The organism is Leptolyngbya boryana PCC 6306, assembly GCF_000353285.1.
In the GTDB taxonomy this organism is placed as follows: Bacteria; Cyanobacteriota; Cyanobacteriia; order Leptolyngbyales; family Leptolyngbyaceae; genus Leptolyngbya; species Leptolyngbya boryana.
Genome location: NZ_KB731324.1, coordinates 153,333 through 178,943, shown reverse-complemented (window position 1 = coordinate 178,943; position 25,611 = coordinate 153,333). Strand labels below are relative to the sequence as shown.

Here is a 25,611-nt window from a genome sequence, read left to right as displayed (position 1 = left end):
ACTAAGTTGGCGTTGATTGCTTTTGTATCTTTTTGGAGAAATGAATGAGTCGTATTCAAATTACAGAGTCGCTCTTTGTAGGTGAAAATTGTCCGTTAGCATTGATTGCAGGTCCCTGTGTTATTGAGTCTAAGGACTTTACGCTCAAAATGGCAGATGAGATTCGTCAAGTCTGCGATCGCTTGCAAATTCCCTTTGTGTTTAAATCCTCGTTTGATAAAGCGAATCGCACTTCTGCTAGTTCGTTTCGAGGACACACGATCAATGAAGGCTTAGAGATTTTGCAACAGGTCAAAGAAAAGATCGGCGTTCCTGTTCTGACTGATATTCATGAAAGCAATCAAGCCGCGATTGTCGCTGAAGTCGTCGATGTTCTGCAAATTCCAGCATTTCTCTGTCGTCAAACAGATTTGCTGCTTGCTGCTGCTGCAACGGGTCGAGCTGTGAATGTGAAAAAAGGGCAGTTTCTCGCGCCGTGGGATATGAAAAACGTGGTGCGTAAACTAGAAGTGGGCGGAGCTAGAAATATTCTTCTGACTGAGCGAGGAACGAGTTTTGGGTATAACACGCTGGTAGTCGATTTCCGTGCCTTGCCCCAGATGCGTGATCTAGGCTATCCGGTTGTATTCGATGCTACACATAGCGTTCAGATGCCAGGAGGACAGGGTGACAAGTCAGGAGGACAGCGCCAATTTGTGCCGTATCTCGCGAGTGCTGCGATCTCGGTTGGGATTGATGCCCTGTTCCTAGAAGTTCATGAAAATCCTGAGGTTGCTTTGAGCGATGGACCCAATATGGTTCCACTCGCCCAATTAGAACCGTTACTCGAACAGCTTCTCGCAATTCGTCAGGTTCAACAAAGTGCCCCGAATCTCTCTTTAAGTTAAGGAAATTAGGATGACTAAAACTCTGACCACCAGTGCAGCAAAGTTTCTCGAAGCTTGGGGCTATATTCTCGTAGATGCGATGCACCGCATTGATGATGATACGCTGTGGCAGATGGATCTCGCATTCATCCAAGATAGCTGTTCTGAGTTCTTGTCCTATTACTACATGTGATCATGCCGCATCTGTCACTTTCAGAATTACAAGCCCGTCTTGCCACAATCCGACTCTTAGTTCTAGATGTTGATGGAGTCATGACTGATGGGGGACTGTACTACACCGAGACAGGCGAAGAACTCAAGAAGTTTAATGTCAAAGATGGGTTGGGGATTCAGTTAGCGATGAAAGCGGGGATCGAAGTCGCGATCGTGTCTGCCGGGTCTTCTAAGGCTACACTCTATCGGGCGAAACGGTTGGGGATTCCGCATCTCTTCACGCGCGTCGAGGATAAGCGATTCACGGTGAAATTCTTGTGTGAGCAGCTTGGGCTTTCATTTGAGCAGGTGGCATATATGGGCGATGATTTAGTCGATTTGCCTGCGATGCAAGCGGTGGGCTGTCCAATTACAGTTGCAGATGCGGTGTCGGAAATTCGAGAGATCTCGCTTTATGTCACTGAAAGAAGCGGCGGAGAAGGTGCAGTACGCGAAATCTGTGATGTTTTAGTCCGGGCAGTGATTGGAGCAGTTGAACAATGAGATGGGATAACGGAAAAGATGCATGAAGCGAATCATTACTTGCCAAGGAAGTGTTCAGTTTGTGACAGCGCTGTCAGCCTTGATGAAGCGGGAGCAAGAGCAATCTGGTGAATCTTATGAAAATTATCTTGTAATCTATGACCTTTATGCACCGGGAGGGCAAAACGAGCAATTTGCAGCCTTTCTAAAAACGATGGCAGCTTCGGTCTATGAATGGAATCAGGTTACTTATATCACACCAGAACAGTTCAATACGATCGCGCAACAACTAGACTCTTCTTCGCCTAAAGCCATCTTTCAAGTCGTATATGAATGGGTTGGAACTACGGTTGCCGATGAAATTTATCTCTGTCGGAATTGGCAGTTTGGCAGCCAGTTGTTGATTAATGCGTATCAGACTGCAACTAAGATTTGTTATGGCGATAGTATTGGCATCTATTTTTCTGAGACTTCTGCGATCGTCGGTTACGGTGCGAACTCGTCTTCGATGCCTCGGACTGTTCCACCATTGCCAATTCGGATCAGACTTTGGGCTGCAGTAGAATGGCATCGGTGGAAAGAAAGACTTGGCTTTAAAACGGTGTTAAAAGACATTCCGTTTGATGTTGGCTACTTTGTCTTACCCAACATTATGGGCGAAGAGCCGCCAATGCCTTACACGTTAGTCGATCGTGGTCATTTATTATCTGTATTTCAGCAGTTCTCAAATTTACTTCATGCAGAATGGGTTGAACAATTACGATCGAGCTTGGCAGAAAGGTCGATTGTGATTCTCTTGACCTCGAATTTCTCAGAAGCAGGTCGGCTCTCTTCGGATCAAGAGATCCAAGCTTATCGAAAACTCTTACTTAGTCAAACGATCGATCCGGATGCAGTGTTAATTATCAAGCCACATCCTAGAGACGATACAGCAAAGATTCAGAACTTAAAGATCGCACTCTCGGATGTGTTTAGCCAGATTATTACACTCACGAATCCAGAGCTATTTTTCTTGCCGTTTGAAGTCTTTTTCCAGACCGTTTTGCATCGCGATCAGTTTAATACAGAGATCCGAGTGATTGCGGTCAGTTCTGCTTGTTTATCATTGAAGTTGCTCTTTGAAACGCCAAGTACGATCGGGTTTGGAGATGCAGTTGTGCGGATGTTCTTTAAACTGGATCAGATTGACGATCGACTTGAAGTAGAGCGAATGTTAAGAAAAGCACTGTGTCATATCAAGGCATAGTTGAAATTCGGGTGTTTCGTTTAGCTCAGAATCTATTCGGTTATCAGTTTTGACCTCTTATTTTCATTCATCCTATGTCTCCACTCTGGCTTGAGACGACAAACGATCTGAGTTCGTCGGTTCAAAATCAACCTGCCAAGGCTTATCTTAATCTTGGTTGTGGCTATCGAGTTCATTCTGCCTGGATCAATGTTGATTTTGCTGCAACTTCTGAAGGAGTAATCGCTCACAACTTAATCCAGGGAATTCCGTTTCCAGATGCTTCGTTTGATGTGGTGTATCATTCACACGTCTTAGAGCATTTTTCGCGATCGAGCGCGATCACATTCCTCCAAGAGTGTTACCGTGTTTTGCGTCCACAAGGCGTGATTCGAGTCGTGGTTCCCGATTTAGAGCAAATTACGCGAACCTATCTACAGGCGCTAGAACAATCAATCGCTGGAAACTCAGAGTGGAACCCTCGCTATGATTGGATGCTGCTGGAACTGTTGGATCAAGTTGCACGACACCAGTCCGGGGGAGAAATGTACTCGCATCTTGCTCAGTCTAAGCTAAAAGATCCAGAATTTATCGTGCAGCGCTGTGGAACTGAGATCAAAAACTTGATCGAATCTCGAGCTACATCGCCTCAAGTTACGCCCCCAGTTTCACGAACTAGACGAATTTTGAGGCAAGTATATCGGTTTTTGAACCATGCTTCTAGTCGCCGAGAAGCAGTCCTAAAATTTATTTTGGGTTCGGAGTATACTGCACTTCAAATCGGGCGGTTTCGGCAGAGTGGAGAAGTACATCAATGGATGTACGATCGCCATTCGCTCGATCGACTGCTTCAGCACAGTGGATTTAGCTCGATCGTTCAACGCAGTGCAACCGAAAGCTATATCCCAGACTGGTGCAGCTATCAACTAGACACAGAGCACGATGGCAGTGTGTATAAGCCTGACTCTCTTTTTATGGAAGCTATTAAACTCGCATGACAGATTATCCTTCTATCTCAGTTGTCATTCCTTCTTACAATCAAGGGCAATTTATCGGAGAGACAATCCAATCAGTCATTGATCAGCAGTATCCGAATCTAGAAATTCTCGTGCTCGATGGTGGAAGTACCGACAATACCGTTGAAGTGATTGAACAATATATCGATCGTCTTACTTACTGGCACTCGAAAAAAGATAAAGGACAAGCCGATGCCATCAATCAAGGCATGAGGTTGAGTTCTGGTGAGATCGTGTGTTGGCTGAATTCTGATGATATGTATCTGCCGGGAACCTTGCTAGAGATCGGGCAACGGTTTCGAGGATTGACCGATCAGAACTATGTCATATACGGCGATACTCAGTTTCTTTATGAAGAAAGACGACCCAGAGGCGCAAGAAAAGTACAGTATGCTGCTCCTTACGATCCGTTGATGTTGGCTTACTATGACTACATTGCTCAACCCAGTGCATTTTGGACACGCAAGCTTTGGGAAGAAACGGGAGAATTAGACCTGCGCTATCACTATGTTTTAGATTGGGAATGGTTTCTTCGAGCCGGGAAAATTGCTCAGTTTGAGTATGTTCCTAAGCTTTATTCGATCTATCGAATTCATACAAGTCACAAAAGTAGCTCCGGTGGCATTCGGCGAAAACAAGAAGTGTTAGATGTGGTGAAAACTTACGCTTCTGAGTATTGGATCGATCTATATCAGGAAGTCGATCGCTGTTATCCGACGTTCAAACCCTGGTTAAAACGGCTGAGAAAGTTGGGCATTCCTCATCAAGAATGGCTGCTTTCTCAGTTTGTTCCAGCGCTCCGTTCCAAACTTCAACACGTTCAGGATCTATCGAAAGTTTTAGCAATGTATGCTTAATGTTCCCAAAATCTCGATCGTCACTCCATCATTCAATCAAGCCCCGTTTCTCGAAGCCACGCTTCAAAGCGTTCTCTCGCAGAACTATCCGAATCTGGAATACATCGTGATCGATGGTGGCTCGACTGATGGCAGTGTCGAAATTATCAAACGCTATGAGTCTCAACTTCATTATTGGTGTAGTGAGCCAGATGCCGGACAGTATGCTGCAATTAATAAAGGCTTTTCTCACGCCACTGGGGAAATTATGGCGTGGCTAAATAGTGATGATATGCAGTGTCCTTGGGCATTAAAAACGGTTGCAAGTATCATGAGCGAACTGTCTGAGGTGGAATGGTTAACGACATTGAATCCAGGACTGTGGGATTGGTATGGATTTTGTTTAGGATTTCGGGCTGTTCCTGGATATGATCGATCTGCATTTCTTGAAGGTCGCTATCTGCCCCATAGTCCAAAAACGCTGCGAGGCATCGGAAGCATTCAACAAGAATCAACCTTTTGGCGACGAAGTTTATGGGAAAAAATTGGTGGTCAGATCAGCACCGAATACAAATTAGCGGGTGACTTTGATCTATGGGCACAGTTCTATCAGCACGCTGATCTATATGGGGTTGCTTCTCCTTTAGCGGGATTTCGATCACAAAACACACAGAAAAGCAGTCATCTCGATTTGTATGTGGCTGAATCACTACGATCGCTCAAGTCGATGCGATCGCCAAATGTGTTTCGTCAGTTACAGCTTCATCGTGTGCCGATAGTGCGGAGTTGGCTGAAATCTCATCTGAGCTATTCTTGTCAGCGCATCGTCCGAACTCAGTCAAATTCTGCTGAAGGTCGCTGGACGATTGAATCTTATCAACCGATTTTCTAACTGATGAAAGTTCTCCAGATTACGCATAGTGACTCGGCTCAGGGTGGGGGGGGTGCGATCTCAATGTATCGCCTGCATCGATCGCTAAACCAATGTGGTGTTGAGTCTAAAATTCTCAGTGGGCTGAAAACGCTAGCTGGATCAGAGTCTCAAGCGATTTCTCGCAATGCCAAAATCGAACGTCAACTTAATCGCGTTACGATTCGGCTCGGACTCAATGATATTCACTGTGTTAGCTCGTTTGATCTGCTGAAGCATCCATGCTACCAAGAAAGCGATCTGCTCAATTTTCACATTCTCCATAGCGGATTTTTTAGTTATCTGGCGATTTCATCTCTGACTGCTCAAAAGCCTGCGGTATGGACGCTGCATGATATGTGGAGTTTTACCGGACATTGTGCTTATAGCTATGATTGCGATCGCTGGAAATCGGGTTGCGGACAGTGCCCGTATCCTGAGACTTATCCTTCAGTACGGCGAGATAGTACTGCTTGGGAATGGCGACTGAAGCGAAACCAATACGATCGAGCAAATTTAACGATCGTTGCACCGAGTCGATGGCTAACTGAGCAAGCCAAACAAAGTTTACTGAAGCGGTTTGAAGTTCACTGGATTCCGAATGGAATTGATACAACCGTTTATCAGCCATTAGACAAGCTAGAATGTCGATCTCTGTTGGGCATTCCAGCACAGAAGAAAGTTCTACTATTCGGTGCAGAGAGTCTAAAAGATAGGCGTAAGGGAGGCGATCTCCTCGTCAAAGCATTAGAACACCTGCCTGCCAGTCTGAAGACAGAAATTGTGTTGCTAACACTGGGAGGAAACAACGAAATTGGAACCTTAGTCGGGATCGAAGCAATTAATCTCGGCTATGTGAGTCACGATCGATTAAAAGCAATGGCGTATTCTGCGGCGGACTTGTTTGTGTTTCCGACTCGTGCGGATAACTTACCGCTGATGCTGCAAGAAAGTATGGCGTGTGGTACTCCGATGGTGTCGTTTGATGTTGGCGGTGTTCCGGATCTCGTTCGTCCTGGGGTGACTGGATATCTTGCAGCCCCGGAAGATCCAATCGATTTTGCCAGCGGGATTGTAAAGCTACTCGATGATGATGACCTGCGACAACACATGCAGAATAATTGTCGATCGATCGCGATCGCGGAATTTGCTTTACCACTCCAAGCCCAACGCTACAAAGAACTCTATCATCAGATTTTGCAGACCTCATGAAAAAACGCTGTGCTATCTTTGCAAACTGTCAAAGGCAACTAATCGAAACGTTTTTACAGTCGTCTGATGAATTTGTTGAGGAGTATTGCTTTGAAAGAATTCCTTACACCTATGAAGCGGTTTATCAAAACCTTGAAGTTTCTGAGGAGGTGTTAGCAAGAACGGATCTGTTTATCTATCAGCCACTCGGCGAGAAATATGGCGAACTGAGCACAGATCGTTTAGTAACTAAATTACGCCCGAACTGCATTACAATTTCGTTTCCTTATCTTTATTTCAAAGGATACTATCCTCAAGATATCGATAATCCCTTAGCGAAACCGGAAGCAGGCTATCCGTTTGGTCGATTTCCATATGGAGATCGTAATATCATCAACTTTGTCGAAGCTGGAAAAAGCCGAGCGGAAATTATTGAGCGATTGACCCAACCAGACTTTTATGATCAAGCGTTTCTACTCAATCTAGTAGAAGAAACATTGCAGGAACTGACTCGACGAGAAAAGGAAACAGATATCAAGATTGCAACTCTAATTCGACAGCGCTATCAACATGAACTCTTGTTTTATACAGTCAATCATCCGTCTAATACGATCGGGCGCGAGGTGGTCAATCAAATGCTGCAAATTCTCAAACTGCCGCTGTTGAAAAAGCCGCCTGAGTTTCGATTGTTTTCGCTGGAAGGTTTGACTGCGATGAGTTTTGCGGTTCGGGTGGCGAATCGAATGCGGAGAATGATTGATCTCAAACCTGTACCAAATCCATATCGAGAAGTGTTTGGTGATAATCAAATTCCGCTTTATCCAAGTGTGATTCAACAGTTGAATTTAACGGGTGTCCCCATCAATCATCGATATCGGCAGGGTCAGCAGAAGTTAACATTTGCTGAATATGTCGCAGCTTATTTAACTCAGTATGACTAATGGTTTTTCAGCGCAATGGAATTGACATGATTAGTATCATTACACCTGTCTACAATGGAGAAAAATTTATTGAGTCTTGCCTTCAGGCAGTGATTCAGCAGAATTGTTCGGATGTTGAACATTTGATTATGGATGGCGGATCGAGCGATCGCACTCTTGAAATCGTTCAGCGCTATACCCAACAGTATGCACATATTCGCTGGATTTCTGAGAAGGATAAGGGACAATCGGATGCGATGAACAAAGGAATCACTTTAGCCAAAGGTGAGATCGTCGGCTTTCTCAATGTCGATGACTATTATGAACCGGATGTGCTAAATCGCGTTTTGGAGGTTTTTCGATCGCTTCCTCAACCCAGTCTAGTTGTGGGAAATTGCAATGTTTGGAACGACTCAGGCGGACTGAAAAAATACAATCGTCCAATCAAGCTCAAGTTAACCGATTTACTGCTCGGTGCTGAAGTCAATCCGCATCCGATTAATCCTTCCGCCTATTTTTACCATCGCTGTTTACACGAGCAAATTGGACTCTACAACGTCGAGGAACATTATGCGCTCGATGTAGACTTCATTTTTCGAGCGGTGCAGGTCGCGCACGTCAAACACATCGATGAAACTTGGGGGAACTATCGCGAAATCGAAGGCACAAAAACAATTCTCGATTGGAGATCGGGGGAAGGAGAACGACGGGTTGAAGCCTTGCTCAAGTCCTACCGCGATCGCTTACCGCTACGATCCCAACTTCAAGTTGCGACACTCTACTTTCTGCTCAACACTCCCAGAAAAACAATCAAACATATTAAGCGAACCATTGGAAAAAACTTGATGAGGGCTAGAATTTGATGAATATTGGCTATCTTCACATTGGATTACCGCAACATGGGATTCATCGCTATGGACGATTGTTAGCTGCAGAAGCGCGAACTCGATCTCAGATCAACGTGATCGAAGCTGATGTTCAGTTAACTGGAGATCGATCGTGCGATCGTCATGCTCTCATCAATGCGGCACAAACCCTCTCTCAGGCAGATGTGATTCACTTTCAATATAATCGTGTGATTTGGGGAGAAGATTGGCGACAGATTCATCATCTCAATACGTTTCTTGATCGCTGTTCTCGTCCTTTGATTGTGACGCTGCACGATATTTTCTATCCGCCTTCGAGTGCTACTTTGGTACACAAGTATCGATCCCATCCGGGTAGTGTTCGGGTCGCGGAACTGATCAAAGCAATATTGCGCGATCAACTCTCACCGAACATTCTGGCACTGCAAAAAGTGATTTCGCGATCGCAGAGTGCTTTTGTTTGTACCCAAGAAGAGGCGCGACGATTAAGCGATCGGATTGTTAGCTCAAAAATTAAGATTATTCCGCACTTTGTAGAATCACGCACGCCCGGAATCAGTCGAATCGAATCGCGAAAAGTTTTGCATCTCGACAACTTTACTGTCATTACACTATTGGGATTTATCTACAGCGGTAAAGGGCATAAATTGCTCATTCAAGCGCTGCCTCATCTTCCCGCCCATGTCAAACTCATTTTCGCAGGCGGGGTGAGTCCAGGACACGAAGCTTATTTTCAGGATTTGATGGCACTGGCGGAGAAAGAAGGAGTCAGAGATCGTATTCACGTGACAGGCTATCTTTCAGAATTAGAACTTGAACGTTATCTTCTCGCTACTGATCTAGCAGTCTGTCCTTTTCGTCAAACTTCTGCATCGAGTTCTCTTTCGACCTGGCTTTCGGTTGCCTGTCCTATTCTCGCTTCTAGCATTCCTCAAATTGCTGAGTATAATGCTCTCGCTCCTGGTGCGATCAAAATTTTCGAGGACTATACGCCTAACGGGTTGAAAGCAGCGATTTTAGAATTTCTAGCCACAGGTTGCAAACCTGAAGATCACAAGATTGCGGCTCTGCGTCACCAGCTTTCGATCTCTAATATTTTTGATCAGCATCTTCACTACTACAATCGTTTACTGGAGTTTGACTATGTTGCGTAGACGATTAGAGCAATTCTCAAAATCGACTCTGCTCATTTGCGGAAGTTTGAAAAATTGGGCAAAAGATCAACCTGACTCTAGAGCAAAACTCGGATTTGAAAATCTCATAGAACTTCAAGTCACTTATCGAACTGCTCCAATTCAGATCGAGTCTGAATTGTATTCAGAATTTACAGCACTTTCTGTCAATCGAAACGTCATCTCTGGCACTTGAGCAGTTTTTATCTTTCATGAACGCTTTATTCATATCACAGCATGTTTCACCACATTTCAAGAAGCTATCGAAAATTCTGGGAGCGACAAACTGCTGAACGAAATAACATGAGTCTTCTAGTCGATACGTTTTTTACAACAAATGCAAACGGTCATGGGGGCGATCATCGTACCGCACAAATTGCCGAACTGATCGGGAAAGCAAATCTAGAGATAACGCCGTTTTCGCGCACGCTTCTCAAATCGGCTCAGAGTCGATCGATTGCTGCGCTCAAAGCCGTTTTGGATCCTGCTACCTGGCAATTTATCGCGAAGCATCACTTGAAGATCAATTCTGCATTTCGCTCGATCGCGTTTTGCGGATTTCAGCGTCAGCTCTATCAGCGAGTCCTGCAACAGCATACAGGCACCAAAGTCTTGATCTGGGAAGCAACAAAGAACTATGTTGCACCGTTTGTCGCAGCAGAACAGCACTTTAAGGTTATTGCATTTCCTCATAATCTAGAAGCACTAGTTCCAGATCAGGGAGCGATTTTTGAGAATTTTGAAACAGAAGTGCAAGCGTTAGTCAAAGCAGACTGGGTGTTTTGTATTTCTCGTGAGGAAGAATGGCTACTTCGCACGAAGGGAGCTAATGCTCATTATCTGCCTTACTATCCTCCTCAACTTGTTCTAGAGCGGTTTCTTAAGGTTCGAGCAGCAAGGCAAAATATGACAAACGATCGCTTTCTAATTCATGGCAATGCGAAAAATCCGCCAACTCGTAACGGTATGATCGAGCAAATTGAATGGCTCAAGAAAGCCAGAGAAACTTTTCCCTTTGAAGTGGATATTGTCGGGTATGGCACAGAGATGCTCAAAGAATACTGCGAGTCTGCTGATTTTGTTGTACATGGCAGTGTCACTCCTGAACAATTACAAGCGTTTCTCACGTCTGCCAAAGCGGCACTCATTCATCAAGTTCCCACGTCTGGGGCACTCACTCGAATTCCCGAATTGCTTATTGCTGGCATTCCTGTGATTGCAAATCGGAATGCTTCGAGAAGTACCTCTGATTATGCTGGGGTCTATCAATATGATGATTGGATTGAGTTAACAGAATTGATGAGTCGCTCGCTTAAATGTCCTGAAATGCTTGATCGCCCTGTTGCGCACGAGAAACGGGTGATTGATTGTCTACAAGCATGTACAAGTCCATCTTAATCTAACAACATCATGAAAGTCTTAGTCACGGGTTCCAACGGTTTGATCGGCTCTGAAGCGGTTGAATATTACGATCGTCAAGGGCACGAGGTGATCGGGGTCGATAACAATATGCGGGCTGAATTCTTCGGTGCACAAGGCGATACGACCTGGAATCTTCAGCGTCTGAGTGCAAAAACAAGAAATTTCAAGCCGCATAGCATTGATATTCGCGATCGCGATCGTCTATTTGAGCTATTTCAAATCCATGCTTTTGATCTGATCATTCACTGTGCCGCGCAGCCGTCTCACGATAAAGCTTGTCAGATTCCCATCTTGGACTTTGAGGTGAATGCGCTTGGAACAATGAATTTGCTTGAAGCAACTCGGCAATACTGCCCGGAAGCAGTCTTCATTCACATGAGCACGAATAAAGTGTATGGCGATGCTCCGAATGAACTGCCGCGCGTCGAACTCGAAAAGCGCTATGACTATGCCAACGAAGCAGACTATCACGGCATTTCTGAAGACTGTCGCATCGATCGTACTTTACATTCTCTGTTTGGAGCTTCCAAGACCGCAGCTGATATTGTCGCTCAAGAATACGGACGCTATTTCGGTATGAACGTCGGTATCTTTCGCGGCGGCTGTCTCACAGGTCCCTCTCATTCTGGAGTCGAACTGCATGGTTTTCTTTCTTACCTGATAAAAGTTGCGGTTACAGGTGGAACTTATCGTGTATTTGGTTACAAAGGAAAACAAGTGCGCGACAACATTCATAGCTATGACGTGATTCAAGCATTTGAAGCATTTCGGCGCAATCCTAGACCAGGCGAGGTCTACAATCTGGGTGGAGGACGCGAAAACAGTATCTCGATTCTAGAAACTTTTGATTTAGTCGAGCAATTGACCGGACGAACTGTGAATTGGGTGTATGTAGAACAAAACCGGATTGGAGATCACATTTGCTACATTTCTGATTTACGCAAGCTCAAAAGCCATTTCCCTGAATGGCAAATCACACGCAGTATTACGGATATTTTGCAGGAAATCGTTACGGCAGAGGATACGAGATATGCTTCAGTCCGTTAGCCAAATGATATCGGGTTCTGCGGATTCAACAGTGGCTCACCCTGTGCTGCTGCTGTTTGACCTCAAAGCAACCGGACATCATTCGGTTTATATCAACCATCTAGTACAGTATTGGCATCACACCCAGATTCCGGGAAAGCTTTGTGTTGTTGTTTCTCAGCAGTTTGTCGATCGACATTCGGATGTTGTTGCCCTATCAATGCAATCTGAGCAAAGCGAGATCGAATTCACAGCGATTTCGGAAGCCGAATATGCCGCATTTCAACAGGCAAAATCGGCTGTTGCAAAGTCTTGGATCGAGTGGAAACTTTTCTGTCAATATGCTCGACAACTCAAGGCAACTGAAGGTGTTTTGATGTATCTCGATAGTCTTCAGCTTCCGCTCTGTTGGGGGGAAGTACCGCCTTGTCCAATATCAGGCATCTATTTTCGTCCAGCGTTTCACTATGGAAAGCTTTTAGAGCAGCAGCAATCTTGGAAAGAGCGCATTCGACAATGGCGACAGCGATTGATTCTGGCTCAGATTCTTCGCAATCGGCACCTGAAAACATTGTTTTGTCTTGATCCATTCGCGATCGCAGAAATTCAAAAGCTACATCCGAACACTCAAGCCAAAATTCTCCCTCTAGCTGATCCGGTTCGCATTGAGCCAACGAATGTAATTGTGAGATCACAGTTCAAACAAGAGCTAGATATCGAAGTAGGTCGGCAAGTGTTTCTGATGTTTGGGGAATTAAATGACCGTAAGGGAATTTTTCCAGTCCTTCAAGCCCTTCAGCAGGTTCCTACTGAGATTGCTCAAAAAGTATGCCTATTGCTTGCAGGACCGATTAATGCTGATCAGAGATCACGAATTGAATCAGCGATCGCATCCGTGGAAGCAACTCCAGTACAAGTGATTTTACGTGATCGCTATCTCAAAGGTCAGGAGGTACAGCTTTGTTTTGAAACCGCGGATCGCGTGTTTGCTACCTATCAACGACATGTGGGAATGAGTTCTGTACTCGCTCATGCCGCAGCGACTCAAACCCCTGTGATCGCTTCTAACTATGGCTTGTTGGGTGCGTTAACAAGACAGTATGAGCTTGGTATCACGATCGATGCGACTGATCCTGCTCAAATTTCGAGTGCGATCGCTCAATCGATCGAGGGTGCGATCAGCGTCAATGCGGCAAAAACAGAACAGTTTCTTCAGCAAAATCAAGCAGAGCGATTTGTCAAAACCATTCTGGACAATCTGCTCGATCGATCGCAAGTTTAGTTCTTTCTTACAGGGTATAGATCAATGCAATGGTCAACGATCGCAGCGGTTTCATTTGGCTTTTATATGCACGGACTGACTTTCTATTTCTTGATCGCGAGTCTGGCAGGAGTGCATACAGCAATCCTAACCGCAGCTTATCAAGCGCTAACCATCGGCATTCCATTTCTATTCAATCTAATTGATCCAGATGCCCGGAAACGAATACTCCGATTCGGAGTGATCGAGTTCCTGTATTTGATCTTTGCTGTCCTGTTTATCTATGACTTTTTCACCACGCGAACCCCAGAGATTTTTCCTGAAAACCTTCTGATCTATGCAAGTCTCTACTGGTTTGCCTTGGCGGTTGCAAAAAGTTTTTCGTTTGAGCAGCTAAAGATTGCTTGCTATACCTCAAATCGAGTCGCAGTCGCAACTGCGCTCTTGCTGATGGCACAAGTTTCTACAGGAACCGCATCATGGGCAGATCATGGACGGCGCTTAGTTGCAGGAACGGCTGGCAATCCAATCAATGTAGGACATACTGGAGCGTATGCGTTTCTCACCTGTTTGATCCTCTGGCTGAAAGCAAAGCCTTCGTCTAAAGCAATCTGGCTGGGGTTAAGTGTTCCAGGACTGATGGTGACGGTTTTCTCTGGTACTCGAAGTGCAACACTTGCGATTCTATTGGGAGTTGCAGTTGTTGCTCTCTATGTCACGCGGATCATCACACAATCCGGTCGATCCATTGCTAGAGTCACAACCACTGTTACTTTTGTCTGCGGGGTGTTGCTTAGTGGTATGTTGCTGTTAGGCCCGTTAATGGCCGCTCCTAGACAAAGTACCGGGATGATAACTGAACCTCCTCCGCTCACAACTGCGATCGAGAATGGTTCGCAGCGGATTGATGCATTGTTCCAAGTAATCTCTGGTGGAAATACGGAAGATCGCTCAATTCGAGGACGGGAAAAAATGTTTCAATTTGCTTTTGAGGGCTTTCTCGCACATCCGCTGATTGGACAAGGATTATATGCACAATATGCAACGCACAATGCTTTTCTACAAGTAGCGCTAGAATTTGGCATTTTGGGGGTTGCAACGTTTATTGCTCCTTTTTTCTACATTGTTCACCATATCGTACAAGCGATATTTCTAACAGCGAAACGAGTACGACAAGCGAGTGAGCAGATTAATCCAGAGCGTTTTATTCGGAGCGATTTTTCTGTAGTGACTTGCTTTATGTTGGTTGTTTTTGTGCAGGCAGTTTGTCTTTATTCGTTTCACGGTGATCCGTACCGGAATTATTTGCCAATTTGCTCAACGGGTTTGTTGCTTGCGTATTTACGATCGCAGCGAGAAGCCTTTCGGAAAAGCATCTAGGGTGTTGCTATGACTCACATTGCGGTTCTGTTTACGAACTATGGTCCTTATCATCTGGCACGGTTAGAAGGACTTTATCACCATTGCCACCAAATTGGATGGCAGGTGAGCGCGATCGAACTTGCTCGGTCTGATACAGACTATGCGTGGCAAGCGAACGTCGAGAATCTGCCTTACCCACTGATTACGCTTTGTCCTCAGTCACTGCCCTCTGTGAAGCTTTCTGAATTAATTGCTCAGATCTATCAGGGACTGAATCGGCTGCGACCAGATGTGTTAGCGATCGCGGGATATGCTCACCCAGGCATGCTGGCTGCTTTAAGCTGGACAGTCTCTCATCGCAAAGCAGCTATTTTGATTTCTGCAACGAAAGAAGATGATGCTGCGCGTCAAACTTGGCAAGAATGGATCAAACGAGGCTTGCTCACGCAGTATCGAGCCGCACTTGTGGGTGGACAGCCTCAGAAGCGCTATTTAATGAGGCTTGGAGTGCCAGAGGAGCGAATTTTTACTGGATACAATGTGGTCGGAAATGCAACGTTTCATCCCGATCAAATTCGATCACTGCCGAATCCTATCGGTCAACCCTTTTTTCTTTCTGTCAATCGTTTCGTTCCCAAGAAGAATCTATTTCGACTGCTCACCGCGTACGCGAATTACTGGAATCAAGTCGGTGATCCATCATGGCATCTGGTGTTGTGCGGAGACGGAGCGCAGCGATCGGAGATTGAACAGCAGATTCAAGCCTTAAATTTGACAGCGCAGGTTCACTTACCTGGATTTTTACAGCAAGAAGCGTTACTGCCTTACTATGCGCATGCGCAATGTTTCATTCATGCCAGTTTACAAGAACAGTGGGGATTGGTCGTGAATGAGGCAATGGCGGCAGGTTTACCTGTTTTGCTCTCTCGAACGTGCGGGTGCTACGAAGACTTGTTGGTCGAAGGCACGAATGGATGGGGATTTGATCCCCTTGATTCGGAGCAATTGACTCAATTGATGCTGAGAATGACTCAAGGTGATCCGCGATCAATGGGACAAGCCGCACTCGCGCACATTCAAAAGTTCTCTCCAGATTATTTTGCTCAGGGATTAGTCGGAGCGGCACAGATCTCACTCTGTCGTTCTACAAAAGATGTGTTTCAAACAGCGGGAGGAGGCAGTACGTCATGAGAGTGCTCCATGCGATCGGAGGATTGGAACAAAGAACAGGCGGGACAGCCCGAATTGCCGTCAATCTCTGCGATGCTTTAGTGCATCAAGGCATTGAAACAAGCCTGATTGCAACTGTGATCACGAGGTCTGGAGCAGAACTGGTCGATTTTAGTATGATTGCAAATCGGGTTCATCTATTCGAGCGTATGAATATTGAGCGATTTACCTTTTCCCTGCCTCTGAGACGCTGGCTAACCCAGAACGTTCGGAACTATGATTTAGTTCACGTTCACGGATTGTTTAGTTATTCTGGCTATACTTCAGCCGCGATCGCACGTCGCCGGAACATTCCTTATTTGATTGCGCCTCATGGAATGCTAGAACCCTGGGCATTTGCACATAAACCGCGTCGTAAAGCGTTCGGATTTCGCCTCGTGGAGGAGAAGAATCTAACGCACGCGGCTGTGATTAACGCGACTTCTAGCCCAGAGATTCAATCGATTGCGGCTCGGTGTCCTCACGATCGAATTCGATTTATTCCGAATGGCATTAGTTCATCTGTGTTTGAGCAATCTCTTAACCCAGAGCAATTCTACAAACAGTTTCCTCAAACCCAGGGAAAAGATTTACTTCTGTTTCTCGGACGAATTGATCCGAAAAAGGGATTAGATTTGCTAGCTCCTGCATTTGCTCAACTGAATCGCAGTTTTTCCAACACTCATTTAGTTGTAGCGGGACCGGATGGAATTGGTTTTTTAGAAAGAGCGAAACAGTTCTTTATTGATGCAGGATGCTTCGATAAAGTGACCTTCACTGGAAATCTCAGCGGCACTCTCAAACAGTCTGCTCTCGCAGCTGCAACTGCTTACATTGCGCCTTCTTATTCTGAAGGCTTTAGCGTTTCGGTCTTAGAAGGCATGGCAGCAGGTCTACCTTGCATCATTACCACTGGCTGTAACTTTCCAGAAGCAAAACATGTCGCCTACGTCACGGATATCGATGTAGATGCGATCGCAAATGCTTTAATCGAATGTTTCTCTGATCTATCCAGAGCAACAGCCCTTGGTCAACAGGCACGACAGTTCATTCTGGATCGCTATACCTGGGATCAAGTCGCGACACAAATGATTGATCTCTATCAAGAAATTCTTTCTCATTCTTCGTTGCAGGTTCCTGTATGAAAATCGCGATCGCAATGGGTCCTTGGTTGCCTGTCCCTGCAATTCAAGGGGGCGCAGTTAATCGGCGGTGGCAAGGGGTTGCAGAAGAATTTGCAGCATTGGGACATGAAGTAATCATGCTTTGTCGATCGTTTTCAGGTCAGCCCGCGCTTGAGGTACTCAACGGTGTTCAGTATGTCCGTCGTGGTGGATTTACCTGGACGACTAAAATCTGGATTGACTTAATCAAAGATCTCTCTTATGCACTCACTACTGCACCTACATTGCCGTCAACCGATATTTTGATCATTAATGACTTTTGGCTTCCGGTCTTTGCACCGCTGCATCCGAACATCAAAAAAGTGGTCGTGAATGTAGGACGGTTTCCGAAAGGACAATACTTTCTGTATAGACAAGTTGATCGATTTGCGGTTGCATCTCGTGCCATGGAGACTGCGATCGCAGCGCAATATCCCAGTGCAATATCCCGGATGAAAGTCGTGCCCAATCCGATCAGTACCACAGTGTTCCAGCCCGCCACCAATTTATATCAGAACCGAGATGAAAAAGTAATTCTCTATGTGGGTCGGATTCATCCTGAAAAAGGATTGCATCTATTAATCGCTGCTTTCGCTCTCATCTCAAAAGAGTTGCCGACAGTTCGATTAAGAATTATCGGTCCTAGTGGAACCCATCAAGGAGGGGGTGGCGCAGACTATCTCAATCAGTTGAAGCAGCAAGCTGAAGGCTTGAAAGTAGAGTTTGTTGCGCCGATTTTTGATCCAGAAGCACTTGCTAGAGCTTATCAAGAAGCAGATTTATTCTGTTATCCGTCGCTTGCTGAGAAAGGAGAAGCCTTTGGAGTTGCACCGCTCGAAGCGATGGCGACTGGGCTTGTTCCGATCGTATCAAACTTAGATTGTTTCAAGGACTTCATCGCAGATCAAACCACCGGATTCTTTTTTGATCACCGCAGTGCTGAAGCGACTGAGAATTTAGCGACTGTATTGAAACGAGCGCTTTGTGATTGGGAAAGGACTCGATCGATGAAAATCCAAGCAAGACAACAAGCTGAACAATTTAGCTATCGCAATGTCGCAGAGCAGTACTTAGCCGATTTTGAAGCGTTACTTGACTTAGATAAGGAGGTCGCAAGCCAGCATGAATAAGTTGCACTGCCAACAGCACGATGAGCAGGCATGCTCAAACAATGTACCAGATCAAATGGCAAGAAAAAGTACCATTTGGAAGCAAATCGAGGAATTGTGCTAGTTTTGCTTTTCATATCACAATAATGAAGTTCATGTTTCATTCCTTGCAGTAGCAGAATTTCCTTTGTATGATGTAACCCATTGTCAATGTCGTCCAGATCACATCCTGATCGCTTCCCACATCACAGAAGCCCGAGATAAAAATGGATTCAACACGACGAAGACTGGGGGTGCTGTAGATCATTTTCAAGGGAAATCAATAATGAAGCACTTACCGTATTCACCTCGACTCATCAAAGAGATTCGTCCTCTAATTGGTTTTACGCTCATCTTCTCATTCATCCCGATCGCGATTTTATTGCTCTTACACTACAGCAGTAATATTCCAATTGAACAATTAACGAAAGATCCCGTCAGTGTGGGAAAGATGCCTGCCTATACTGGTTTTTTGTCGCAAGTTGGAATATTTTTTTGGGCAGCTTCAGTCACGCTCTGCTTCTTTAACGCTTCTCTTCTCTGGAATCAATCGCATCTACATCGACTCAAACGATTTTTTCTGAACGCTGGACTGCTCAGCTTACTTCTAGGTTTAGATGATGCTTTTCTTCTGCATGAAGCTGTGTTTCCAGCTTGGGGAATCTCAGAAAAAGTAGTGCTGCTGTGCTATGGGGGATTAGTTGTATTCTACCTATTTAGCTCTTCTTCAGTGATTCGCCAAACTGATTATAGTCTACTCGGTGTTGCGCTGTTTTGCTTCGGTATCTCCGTTGCGATTGATGGAGCGTATCGCTTAGTTGGGAATCAATACCTTCTAGAAGATGGAGCAAAACTAATCGGAATCGTGAGTTGGTTGATGTATTTCTTCCAAGTTGGGCGTGTTGCGGTTGATCTTAGAAGAATCTGAGAACCTTGCTGAATCTTCTCCTGAAGACGATTCAGCTTCTGTCGATTAACTTATTCTTATGCTGAATACCATCACTCCAGTTATTCTTACCTATAACGAAGAAGCGAACCTCGGTCGCACACTCCAGCATCTCACCTGGGCAAAACAGATCGTGATTGTCGATAGCTACAGTCAAGATCGTACCCTTGATATTGCTCAATCCTATCCTCAGGTTAAGCTTCTCCAGCGAAGGTTTGACACACACGCTAATCAGTGGAATTATGCGATCGATCAAGTTCAAACCGAATGGGTACTGTCGCTTGATGCGGACTATACCTTAAGTCAAGCTTTGATCGAAGAGATGAAAACTTTAGATCCGCATACGGCGATCGATAGCTATTTCATTTCATTTACGTACTGTGTGTTTGGTAAGCCGCTCCGGGGAACCTTGTTGCCACCGCGCGAAGCATTATTCCGACGTGATCACGCCGTTTATATCGACGATGGGCACACTCAATTGCTCAAGGTCAAAGGCAGATCATCAACGCTCAAAGCTCCAATTTTCCATGACGATCGTAAACCTCTGAGCCGCTGGCTCTGGGCACAAGATCGCTACATGGTGCTAGAAGTCAAAAAACTACGATCGACTTCAGCAGATGAACTGAGTTTAGGCGATCGAATTCGCAAAACCAAGATTCTCGCGCCCTTTGTAATTTTGATCTACTGTCTGATTCTCAAAGGAGGAATTCTCGACGGTTGGGCAGGCTGGTACTACACCTTTCAGCGCGTGCTTGCCGAAATTTTGTTATCGATCCATCTCATTCAAGCCGAGGAGAGTTCGTAACAGAAGCAAAACAGGTAGACTTTGTTCAGGGTTTCTACCATGAACAAAGTCTACCGTGTCTATTCATTCTCGACTGCTCCGGTGCATTGCCGCTGTTGGCGTTGCGTTAGGTTTGGGGTACATTCCGGCTCGACTCGCGATCGCGCGTCAGCAATCCCCTTCCCCCGAAATCATCTTGATTTTGGGAGGAAGTTCCGATCGCGAAGAATATGCAGTACATCTTGCTCGACGCTATCCTTCTCTAAAAATTTGGGTCTCGACAGGTTCTTCTGAAGCCGAACAGATTTTTCAGACTGCAGGCATTCCCCGCTCTCGCGTGTATTTCGATCAGCGTGCGACCGACACCGTGACCAACTTCACAACAGTTGTCCCTGACTTCAAGCGCATGGGAATTCAGCATGTTTATGTTGTGACCTCGGACTATCACATGCCCCGATCTGAAGCGATCGCGACTGTTGTATTTGGCAGCCAGGGCATTACGTTCACGCCTGTAGAAGTGTCTGGAGTGCATCGCCAGGAATCAAAACTACGAATTCTCCGAGATGTAGGACGATCGATAGTGTGGTTCATGACAGGGCGAACCGGAGCAAGTTTGCGCGATCGATTTCGATAACTTAGCGCTTATTTGATTGGGCCAATGAAACTCAAACCTTTTGCAATCTTGCTGCTCGGACTTGGGCTGAGCTTTGCGGTGCTTGAACTGGGACTGCGCCTGATTTTTGGATTCGGGAATCCGCCTCTCTTGCAAGCCGATTCAAAGACAGGCTACCGATTTCAGCCGAATCAAAAACTGTTTCGATTTGGGAAATCCATTGAAATTAATCAATATTCTCAGCGCAATCCTCCGATTTCAGCAATTAAACCCCCTAACACTCGACGAATTCTAATGATCGGGGATTCGGTTCTCAATGGAGGCGTACAGACCGATCAAGCTCACACAATTACCGAGCGGTTTCGCGGACTCCTCGGTGGTTCGATCGAAGTTCTGAATGCGTCTACAGGGTCGTGGGGCATCGAAAATCGGATCGGATACTTGCGGGAGTTTGGCAGCTTTCAAAGCGATGTCATTATCTTTCAGATTGGCACAAGCGATTTAATTCAGAGAACCAGTCTTGGAACACTAATTGGAGTTGATCCGAGTTTTCCCAATCAACGTCCTTGGTCAGCGATCTCAGAACTTTGGTCACGCTATATTCTTCGACGATTTGTTCGTCAAGCCCTGATCATGCCTGCTTATGCTGAAGCGAGATCGCCTCAAGATAAAGCCGCATGGTTTGCACGAAATAGTCAGAGCTTGAAAAATGAAGTGCGATCACTTAGAACCGCACCTGAGACCAAAAACGTTCCCATCATCGTGCTATACACGCCCTATCGAGACGAAGTGCTTCCGACTCCGCAACTGCCCTTATACAAAGCCGAGTTTTTTGCACTGTTAAACCAGATGAAGCTCCCTGTAGTTGATGTGCATCAAGCTTGGTCATCGATTCCAGTCGAACAAAAATCGCAGTACTTCATTGATGAAATTCATCTGAGCGAAACAGGCAATCAGGCGGTTGCAGATCTCTTATTTCAACAGCTTTGTATTCAAGCAAAATCGACCTGGTGCAACCCATAATTTGAGTCATGGTAACAGTAATGAACTATCTATTACAGCTAAGAAGAATCGGCAGAACGTTAATTGGGAAAGATTTCTTCGCCACCATCGATCGGGACTATCCGAAACAGCGGCTCGGTTCAGACTATGGCGGTTGGGATGTGATGGTTGATCGAATTCGCCCTGATTCAATTATTTATTCGGTTGGGGTCGGGCAAGATATCTCATTTGATCTCGAAATGATGAATCGTTTTGGGGTAACCATTCATGCGTTTGATCCGACTCCAAAATCGATTGAGTGGGTACGACAACAAAAGCTCACTCAACCGTTTATCATGCACGAGTATGGGTTAGCAGACTTTGATGGCACAGTCTCGTTTAACCCGCCTGAAAATGCTCAGCACGTTTCACATACCTTGCTCGATCGCCCAACTACCCAGACCAATGCAATCACTGTCTCAGTCAAATGCTTAGAAACGATCATGCGAGAACTGAAGCATGATCGCATTGATCTGCTGAAGATGGACATTGAAGGCGCAGAATATCAGGTAATAGACAGTCTGGCGCGATCGCAGATTCGACCAGAACAATTGTTAATTGAATTTCATCACCGCTTTCCGAATGTCGGCTGCGAGAAGACCAAGCAAGCCATTCGCACACTTCAAAGCCTGAGATATTCATTGTTTGCGGCATCGAGAACAGGCGAAGAATTTAGCTTTGTCTACGAAGGTGCAATCTGTTAAATCAAAAGCCTGTCCAAATCTAGGAGCTTCTTTAGATGTCTATGAATTGGAACCGTCGGCAGTTTCTCACTCTCATGGGAGGAAGTTTGCTGCTACCAAGTGCTTGTCAGAAAGTTGAATCGCGCCCAGTCAAACGAGCCGCGTCTTTCATTCTCTTCGATTCACTCGTTGCTTATCAAAAACCTGAGATCGGACTTGTGCCTATGGGAATTGACGATCGCGGATTTTTCAAAACGCCAAAAGTCCGAGAGACTCCCGACAAAGAAGCTACGCAGAACGTCGCGCGAACGGCGGCGAAAAAATATGAGTACTTTACAATCGACATTGAACACTGGGCAGTCAAAATCAATGAACACTCTGAAGCGCAAGTGCGAGAGAACATTGATAAGTATCTCAGAGTTATTGAATGGATGCGAGAAGCAGCTCCTTCACTGAAATTGGGAGTGTACGCACTACCGCCTATTCGAGACTATTGGACACCTGTAAACGGTCATCCCGCAGCCATGAAATCTTGGCGCAGAATCAATCAATTTCTTAAGCCGATTGCAGATGCTGCTGATTTTCTAGCTCCTTCACTGTATACCTTTTATGACCGTGTTCCTGGATGGGTGAGGTATGCCAATGCAAACATTGAAGAGGCACAACAATTTGGGAAGCCTGTCTATCCGTATTTGTGGTGTCGGTATCACGGCAGCAATCGCCAACTTCGGAATCAGTTTATTAATGGTGACTTCTGGCGAACGCAGCTAGAAACGGTTCGTGATCGTGGTGCGAATGGTGTGGTGCTTTGGGATTGGGCAGGACATGACCGACCCAGAACATACAACATTGATACAACACAAGCTTGGTGGCAAGAAACCGTCAAATTCAAAGCAACGCTCTGAGATAGAACTGTGACAGTTATTCATCTTGATCAATACACAATTCGCGAATACACTCCCGGCGCACCTGCTTGGAAACAATTGCTTTGGTTTTTCATCGGAGATCCGATTGTCCGAAGTCGATTGCTCCCGATCTCGAGTCTCAAAGTTAGGGTACTCCGATCGTTTGGCGCATCGATCGGGCAAGGTGTCCGAATTAAACCGGGAGTCCAAGTAAAATTTCCGTGGCGATTGACGATCGGGAATCATTGCTGGATTGGAGAAAATGCCTGGTTTGATAATCTTGCTCCGATTGTTTTAGAGGATCATATCTGTGTGTCCCAATCGGTTTATTTCTGTACTGGTAATCACGATTGGACAGCTTCAACTTTTGATTTGCGAGTTGCACCCATTACCGTAAAATCTGGCGCTTGGTTAGCTGCACGATCGACGATCGCTCCCGGTGTTGAAATTGGCGAAGGCTCGGTTCTGAGCTTGGGAAGCGTTGCTGTAAAATCACTGACTTCTTGGACCATCTACGCGGGCAATCCTGCGGTTGCGATTAAACCTCGCGCTATCAAAGAGCAAAGCTTTTCTTCTAGTCTGTTAAACCCATGAAAGTTTCTATCATTACTGTTACCTACAATGCTGCTGCCACGATTCGAGACACGATCGAATCCGTTCTTGCTCAGGATTACCCCAATATTGAACACATCATTATTGATGGAGCATCCAAAGATAATACGGTCGAAATTGTTCAATCTTATGGCGATCGCATTGCTCGATTTGTCTCAGAACCCGATCGCGGCATGTATGACGGAATGAATAAAGGCATCAAGCTCGCGACAGGCGACGCGATCGCAATTCTGAATGCAGATGATGTGTATCTCAATTCACACGTTATTTCCACGATCGTCAATCAGTTCGAGCAGCACCAAGTCGATTCTGTATTTGCAGATCTCGTATACGTGAAGCATGACGAGCCAGATAAAATCGTGCGCTACTACAGTTCTGCCCATTTCCATCCGGATAAATTTGCTTATGGTTGGATGCCTGCTCATCCGACTTTTGTCGTAAAACGATGGGCATTTGATCGCTATGGTTTTTTCAAAACCGATTATAAGATTGCAGCAGACTATGAACTCTTGATTCGATTTCTGGCAATTCATCAAATGAGCTATCACTACATTCCACAAGTTCTCGTCAAGATGCGGACTGGAGGAGCTAGCACTGCAAATCTCTCAAGCAATTGGATTCTGAACCGAGAGATCGTTCGAGGATGCCTAGAAAATGGCATCCAAACAAACATGACCAAGGTTCTGTCTAAATACTTTGTTAAGGTCTTTCAACTCGTCGCACGCCCCGCATGAACTTTTTGATTACTGGCGCAACTGGCTTTGTTGGCTCAGCCCTCTGTCAGCTTTTAGAACATTCAGAACATACCGTTTATGGCGTAGTTCGCAGTGATGCAGTGTTACCTCCCTCTGTAACACCAATTTTAGTCTCCTCGATCGCAGAATTGGATGATCATCCCATCCTGCCTCAAATCGATGTTGTCATTCACCTTGCAGCCCGAGTCCATCAGATGAACGATACTGCGGCTGATCCCTTGAGTGAATTTCGGGCAGTCAATACTGAAGCGACCAAATCGCTCGCGATCGCTGCTGCTACTGCTGGAGTCAAACGCTTTGTCTATCTCAGTTCGATTAAAGTCAACGGAGATGGACAAGCATCACCTTACACCGAGCGCAGTACGCCTCAACCTGCTGATGCCTATGGCATCAGTAAATGGGAAGCAGAATGTGCGCTCAATGAGATTGCAGCCACCACTGATTTAGAGATTGTAATTTTGCGCCCCCCATTAGTTTATGGAGCGGGGGTCAAAGCGAATTTTCTCAACTTGATGAACCTAGTCAAAACAGGCATTCCACTCCCGCTCGGTGGAATTCACAACCAGCGGAGTCTAGTCTATGTCGGCAATTTAGTGGATGCGATCGTCACTTGCGCCACACATCCTCAAGCCGCTGGACAGACGTTTCTTGTCAGTGATAGCACAGACGTTTCTACCCCAGAACTCGTTAGAAAAATTTCGGAATCGATGCGTAAACCTGTCCGGTTGATGCCAATCTCGCCTGTAATACTAACTAACCTCGCCCGGATCTTGGGTAAAACGGCAACGCTCGATCGTTTATTTGGTTCACTGACGATCGATAGTTCAAAGCTTCGCCAGACTCTTAATTGGCAGCCTCCGTTTACCCTCGAACAAGGTCTGGAACAAACTGCGAGAGGGTTCCAAGATACACACTGACTTGTTGAAGTAAAAAAAGCTGAAGGGGTCTATCTAAAAGCGGCTCAAAAAATCGTTTCGGTTTCG

28 protein-coding genes are annotated in these 25,611 nt (G+C 45.6%); all 28 read left to right on the top strand.

Translation table 11 applies throughout. The features are described 5' to 3' along the window. Nucleotides 1-44: 44 nt before the first annotated feature. The 28 genes from kdsA to LEPBO_RS0100710 all read left to right on the top strand — a co-directional run bounded on the left by kdsA (nucleotide 45) and on the right by LEPBO_RS0100710 (nucleotide 25,545). A complete protein-coding gene (gene kdsA / locus LEPBO_RS0100845; RefSeq protein ID WP_017285629.1) occupies nucleotides 45-887 on the top strand; it encodes a 3-deoxy-8-phosphooctulonate synthase in 843 nt (280 codons plus the stop codon). Between the two features lie 10 nt (nucleotides 888-897). Continuing rightward, a complete protein-coding gene (locus LEPBO_RS42740; protein WP_017285628.1) occupies nucleotides 898-1,059 on the top strand; it encodes a hypothetical protein in 162 nt (53 codons plus the stop codon). A 2-nt stretch (nucleotides 1,060-1,061) separates the two neighbouring features. Continuing rightward, nucleotides 1,062-1,583 (top strand): KdsC family phosphatase, encoded by a 522-nt coding sequence (locus LEPBO_RS0100835; protein WP_017285627.1) that lies wholly within the window; start codon nucleotides 1,062-1,064, stop codon nucleotides 1,581-1,583. 22 nt (nucleotides 1,584-1,605) lie between these two features. Then, nucleotides 1,606-2,808: a polysialyltransferase family glycosyltransferase gene (locus LEPBO_RS35720; protein ID WP_017285626.1), complete on the top strand. Its 1,203-nt coding sequence runs from the start codon at nucleotides 1,606-1,608 to the stop codon at nucleotides 2,806-2,808. Between the two features lie 74 nt (nucleotides 2,809-2,882). Further along, entirely contained in the window at nucleotides 2,883-3,785 is a 903-nt protein-coding gene (locus tag LEPBO_RS0100825; protein WP_017285625.1) for a class I SAM-dependent methyltransferase, read from the top strand. After that, entirely contained in the window at nucleotides 3,782-4,660 is an 879-nt protein-coding gene (locus tag LEPBO_RS0100820) for a glycosyltransferase family 2 protein (RefSeq protein ID WP_017285624.1), read from the top strand. Before LEPBO_RS0100825 ends, LEPBO_RS0100820 begins: the two co-directional genes overlap by 4 nt. Further along, a complete protein-coding gene (locus LEPBO_RS0100815) occupies nucleotides 4,653-5,531 on the top strand; it encodes a glycosyltransferase family 2 protein (protein ID WP_017285623.1) in 879 nt (292 codons plus the stop codon). The genes LEPBO_RS0100820 and LEPBO_RS0100815 overlap by 8 nt, the downstream gene beginning before the upstream one ends. A gap of 3 nt (nucleotides 5,532-5,534) precedes the next feature. Next, complete coding sequence (locus LEPBO_RS0100810) at nucleotides 5,535-6,761, top strand: glycosyltransferase family 4 protein (protein ID WP_017285622.1); 1,227 nt, start codon at nucleotides 5,535-5,537, stop codon at nucleotides 6,759-6,761. Next, nucleotides 6,758-7,681 (top strand): WcbI family polysaccharide biosynthesis putative acetyltransferase, encoded by a 924-nt coding sequence (locus tag LEPBO_RS0100805; RefSeq protein WP_017285621.1) that lies wholly within the window; start codon nucleotides 6,758-6,760, stop codon nucleotides 7,679-7,681. The genes LEPBO_RS0100810 and LEPBO_RS0100805 overlap by 4 nt, the downstream gene beginning before the upstream one ends. Beyond that, nucleotides 7,681-8,523, top strand: coding sequence for a glycosyltransferase family 2 protein (locus LEPBO_RS0100800; protein WP_017285620.1), 843 nt, complete (start codon nucleotides 7,681-7,683; stop codon nucleotides 8,521-8,523). The genes LEPBO_RS0100805 and LEPBO_RS0100800 overlap by 1 nt, the downstream gene beginning before the upstream one ends. Beyond that, complete coding sequence (locus tag LEPBO_RS0100795; protein ID WP_017285619.1) at nucleotides 8,523-9,680, top strand: glycosyltransferase; 1,158 nt, start codon at nucleotides 8,523-8,525, stop codon at nucleotides 9,678-9,680. Before LEPBO_RS0100800 ends, LEPBO_RS0100795 begins: the two co-directional genes overlap by 1 nt. Further along, entirely contained in the window at nucleotides 9,670-9,894 is a 225-nt protein-coding gene (locus LEPBO_RS0100790; protein WP_017285618.1) for a hypothetical protein, read from the top strand. The genes LEPBO_RS0100795 and LEPBO_RS0100790 overlap by 11 nt, the downstream gene beginning before the upstream one ends. Nucleotides 9,895-10,001: 107 nt before the next feature. Continuing rightward, nucleotides 10,002-11,096: a glycosyltransferase family protein gene (locus LEPBO_RS0100785; protein WP_017285617.1), complete on the top strand. Its 1,095-nt coding sequence runs from the start codon at nucleotides 10,002-10,004 to the stop codon at nucleotides 11,094-11,096. 12 nt (nucleotides 11,097-11,108) lie between these two features. Further along, nucleotides 11,109-12,167 carry an NAD-dependent epimerase/dehydratase family protein gene (locus LEPBO_RS0100780; protein ID WP_017285616.1) on the top strand — a complete coding sequence of 353 codons (1,059 nt, stop codon included), beginning with the start codon at nucleotides 11,109-11,111 and terminating at the stop codon, nucleotides 12,165-12,167. Continuing rightward, complete coding sequence (locus tag LEPBO_RS0100775) at nucleotides 12,151-13,428, top strand: glycosyltransferase (RefSeq protein WP_017285615.1); 1,278 nt, start codon at nucleotides 12,151-12,153, stop codon at nucleotides 13,426-13,428. The genes LEPBO_RS0100780 and LEPBO_RS0100775 overlap by 17 nt, the downstream gene beginning before the upstream one ends. A gap of 24 nt (nucleotides 13,429-13,452) precedes the next feature. Beyond that, on the top strand, nucleotides 13,453-14,787 hold the full coding sequence (locus LEPBO_RS0100770; protein ID WP_017285614.1) for an O-antigen ligase family protein: 1,335 nt from the start codon (nucleotides 13,453-13,455) through the stop codon (nucleotides 14,785-14,787). Between the two features lie 9 nt (nucleotides 14,788-14,796). Further along, nucleotides 14,797-15,960, top strand: a complete 1,164-nt coding sequence (locus tag LEPBO_RS0100765) for a glycosyltransferase family 4 protein (protein WP_017285613.1) — start codon at nucleotides 14,797-14,799, stop codon at nucleotides 15,958-15,960. Further along, nucleotides 15,957-17,123, top strand: coding sequence for a glycosyltransferase (locus LEPBO_RS0100760; RefSeq protein ID WP_017285612.1), 1,167 nt, complete (start codon nucleotides 15,957-15,959; stop codon nucleotides 17,121-17,123). Before LEPBO_RS0100765 ends, LEPBO_RS0100760 begins: the two co-directional genes overlap by 4 nt. Further along, on the top strand, nucleotides 17,120-18,271 hold the full coding sequence (locus LEPBO_RS0100755; RefSeq protein WP_017285611.1) for a glycosyltransferase family 4 protein: 1,152 nt from the start codon (nucleotides 17,120-17,122) through the stop codon (nucleotides 18,269-18,271). Before LEPBO_RS0100760 ends, LEPBO_RS0100755 begins: the two co-directional genes overlap by 4 nt. Nucleotides 18,272-18,575: 304 nt before the next feature. Then, on the top strand, nucleotides 18,576-19,217 hold the full coding sequence (locus LEPBO_RS35715) for a hypothetical protein (RefSeq protein ID WP_017285610.1): 642 nt from the start codon (nucleotides 18,576-18,578) through the stop codon (nucleotides 19,215-19,217). A gap of 58 nt (nucleotides 19,218-19,275) precedes the next feature. After that, nucleotides 19,276-20,040: a glycosyltransferase family 2 protein gene (locus LEPBO_RS0100745; protein WP_017285609.1), complete on the top strand. Its 765-nt coding sequence runs from the start codon at nucleotides 19,276-19,278 to the stop codon at nucleotides 20,038-20,040. 55 nt (nucleotides 20,041-20,095) lie between these two features. After that, complete coding sequence (locus LEPBO_RS0100740; RefSeq protein ID WP_017285608.1) at nucleotides 20,096-20,653, top strand: YdcF family protein; 558 nt, start codon at nucleotides 20,096-20,098, stop codon at nucleotides 20,651-20,653. A 24-nt stretch (nucleotides 20,654-20,677) separates the two neighbouring features. Further along, nucleotides 20,678-21,655, top strand: a complete 978-nt coding sequence (locus LEPBO_RS0100735; RefSeq protein WP_017285607.1) for an SGNH/GDSL hydrolase family protein — start codon at nucleotides 20,678-20,680, stop codon at nucleotides 21,653-21,655. An 8-nt stretch (nucleotides 21,656-21,663) separates the two neighbouring features. Next, on the top strand, nucleotides 21,664-22,377 hold the full coding sequence (locus LEPBO_RS0100730; RefSeq protein WP_017285606.1) for an FkbM family methyltransferase: 714 nt from the start codon (nucleotides 21,664-21,666) through the stop codon (nucleotides 22,375-22,377). 35 nt (nucleotides 22,378-22,412) lie between these two features. Further along, nucleotides 22,413-23,261 carry a hypothetical protein gene (locus LEPBO_RS0100725; protein ID WP_144056116.1) on the top strand — a complete coding sequence of 283 codons (849 nt, stop codon included), beginning with the start codon at nucleotides 22,413-22,415 and terminating at the stop codon, nucleotides 23,259-23,261. Nucleotides 23,262-23,270: 9 nt separating this feature from the next. After that, nucleotides 23,271-23,855 carry a WcaF family extracellular polysaccharide biosynthesis acetyltransferase gene (locus tag LEPBO_RS0100720; RefSeq protein ID WP_017285604.1) on the top strand — a complete coding sequence of 195 codons (585 nt, stop codon included), beginning with the start codon at nucleotides 23,271-23,273 and terminating at the stop codon, nucleotides 23,853-23,855. After that, a complete protein-coding gene (locus tag LEPBO_RS0100715) occupies nucleotides 23,852-24,607 on the top strand; it encodes a glycosyltransferase family 2 protein (RefSeq protein WP_017285603.1) in 756 nt (251 codons plus the stop codon). Before LEPBO_RS0100720 ends, LEPBO_RS0100715 begins: the two co-directional genes overlap by 4 nt. Next, nucleotides 24,604-25,545, top strand: coding sequence for a UDP-glucose 4-epimerase family protein (locus LEPBO_RS0100710; protein ID WP_017285602.1), 942 nt, complete (start codon nucleotides 24,604-24,606; stop codon nucleotides 25,543-25,545). Before LEPBO_RS0100715 ends, LEPBO_RS0100710 begins: the two co-directional genes overlap by 4 nt. Nucleotides 25,546-25,611 lie beyond the last annotated feature (66 nt).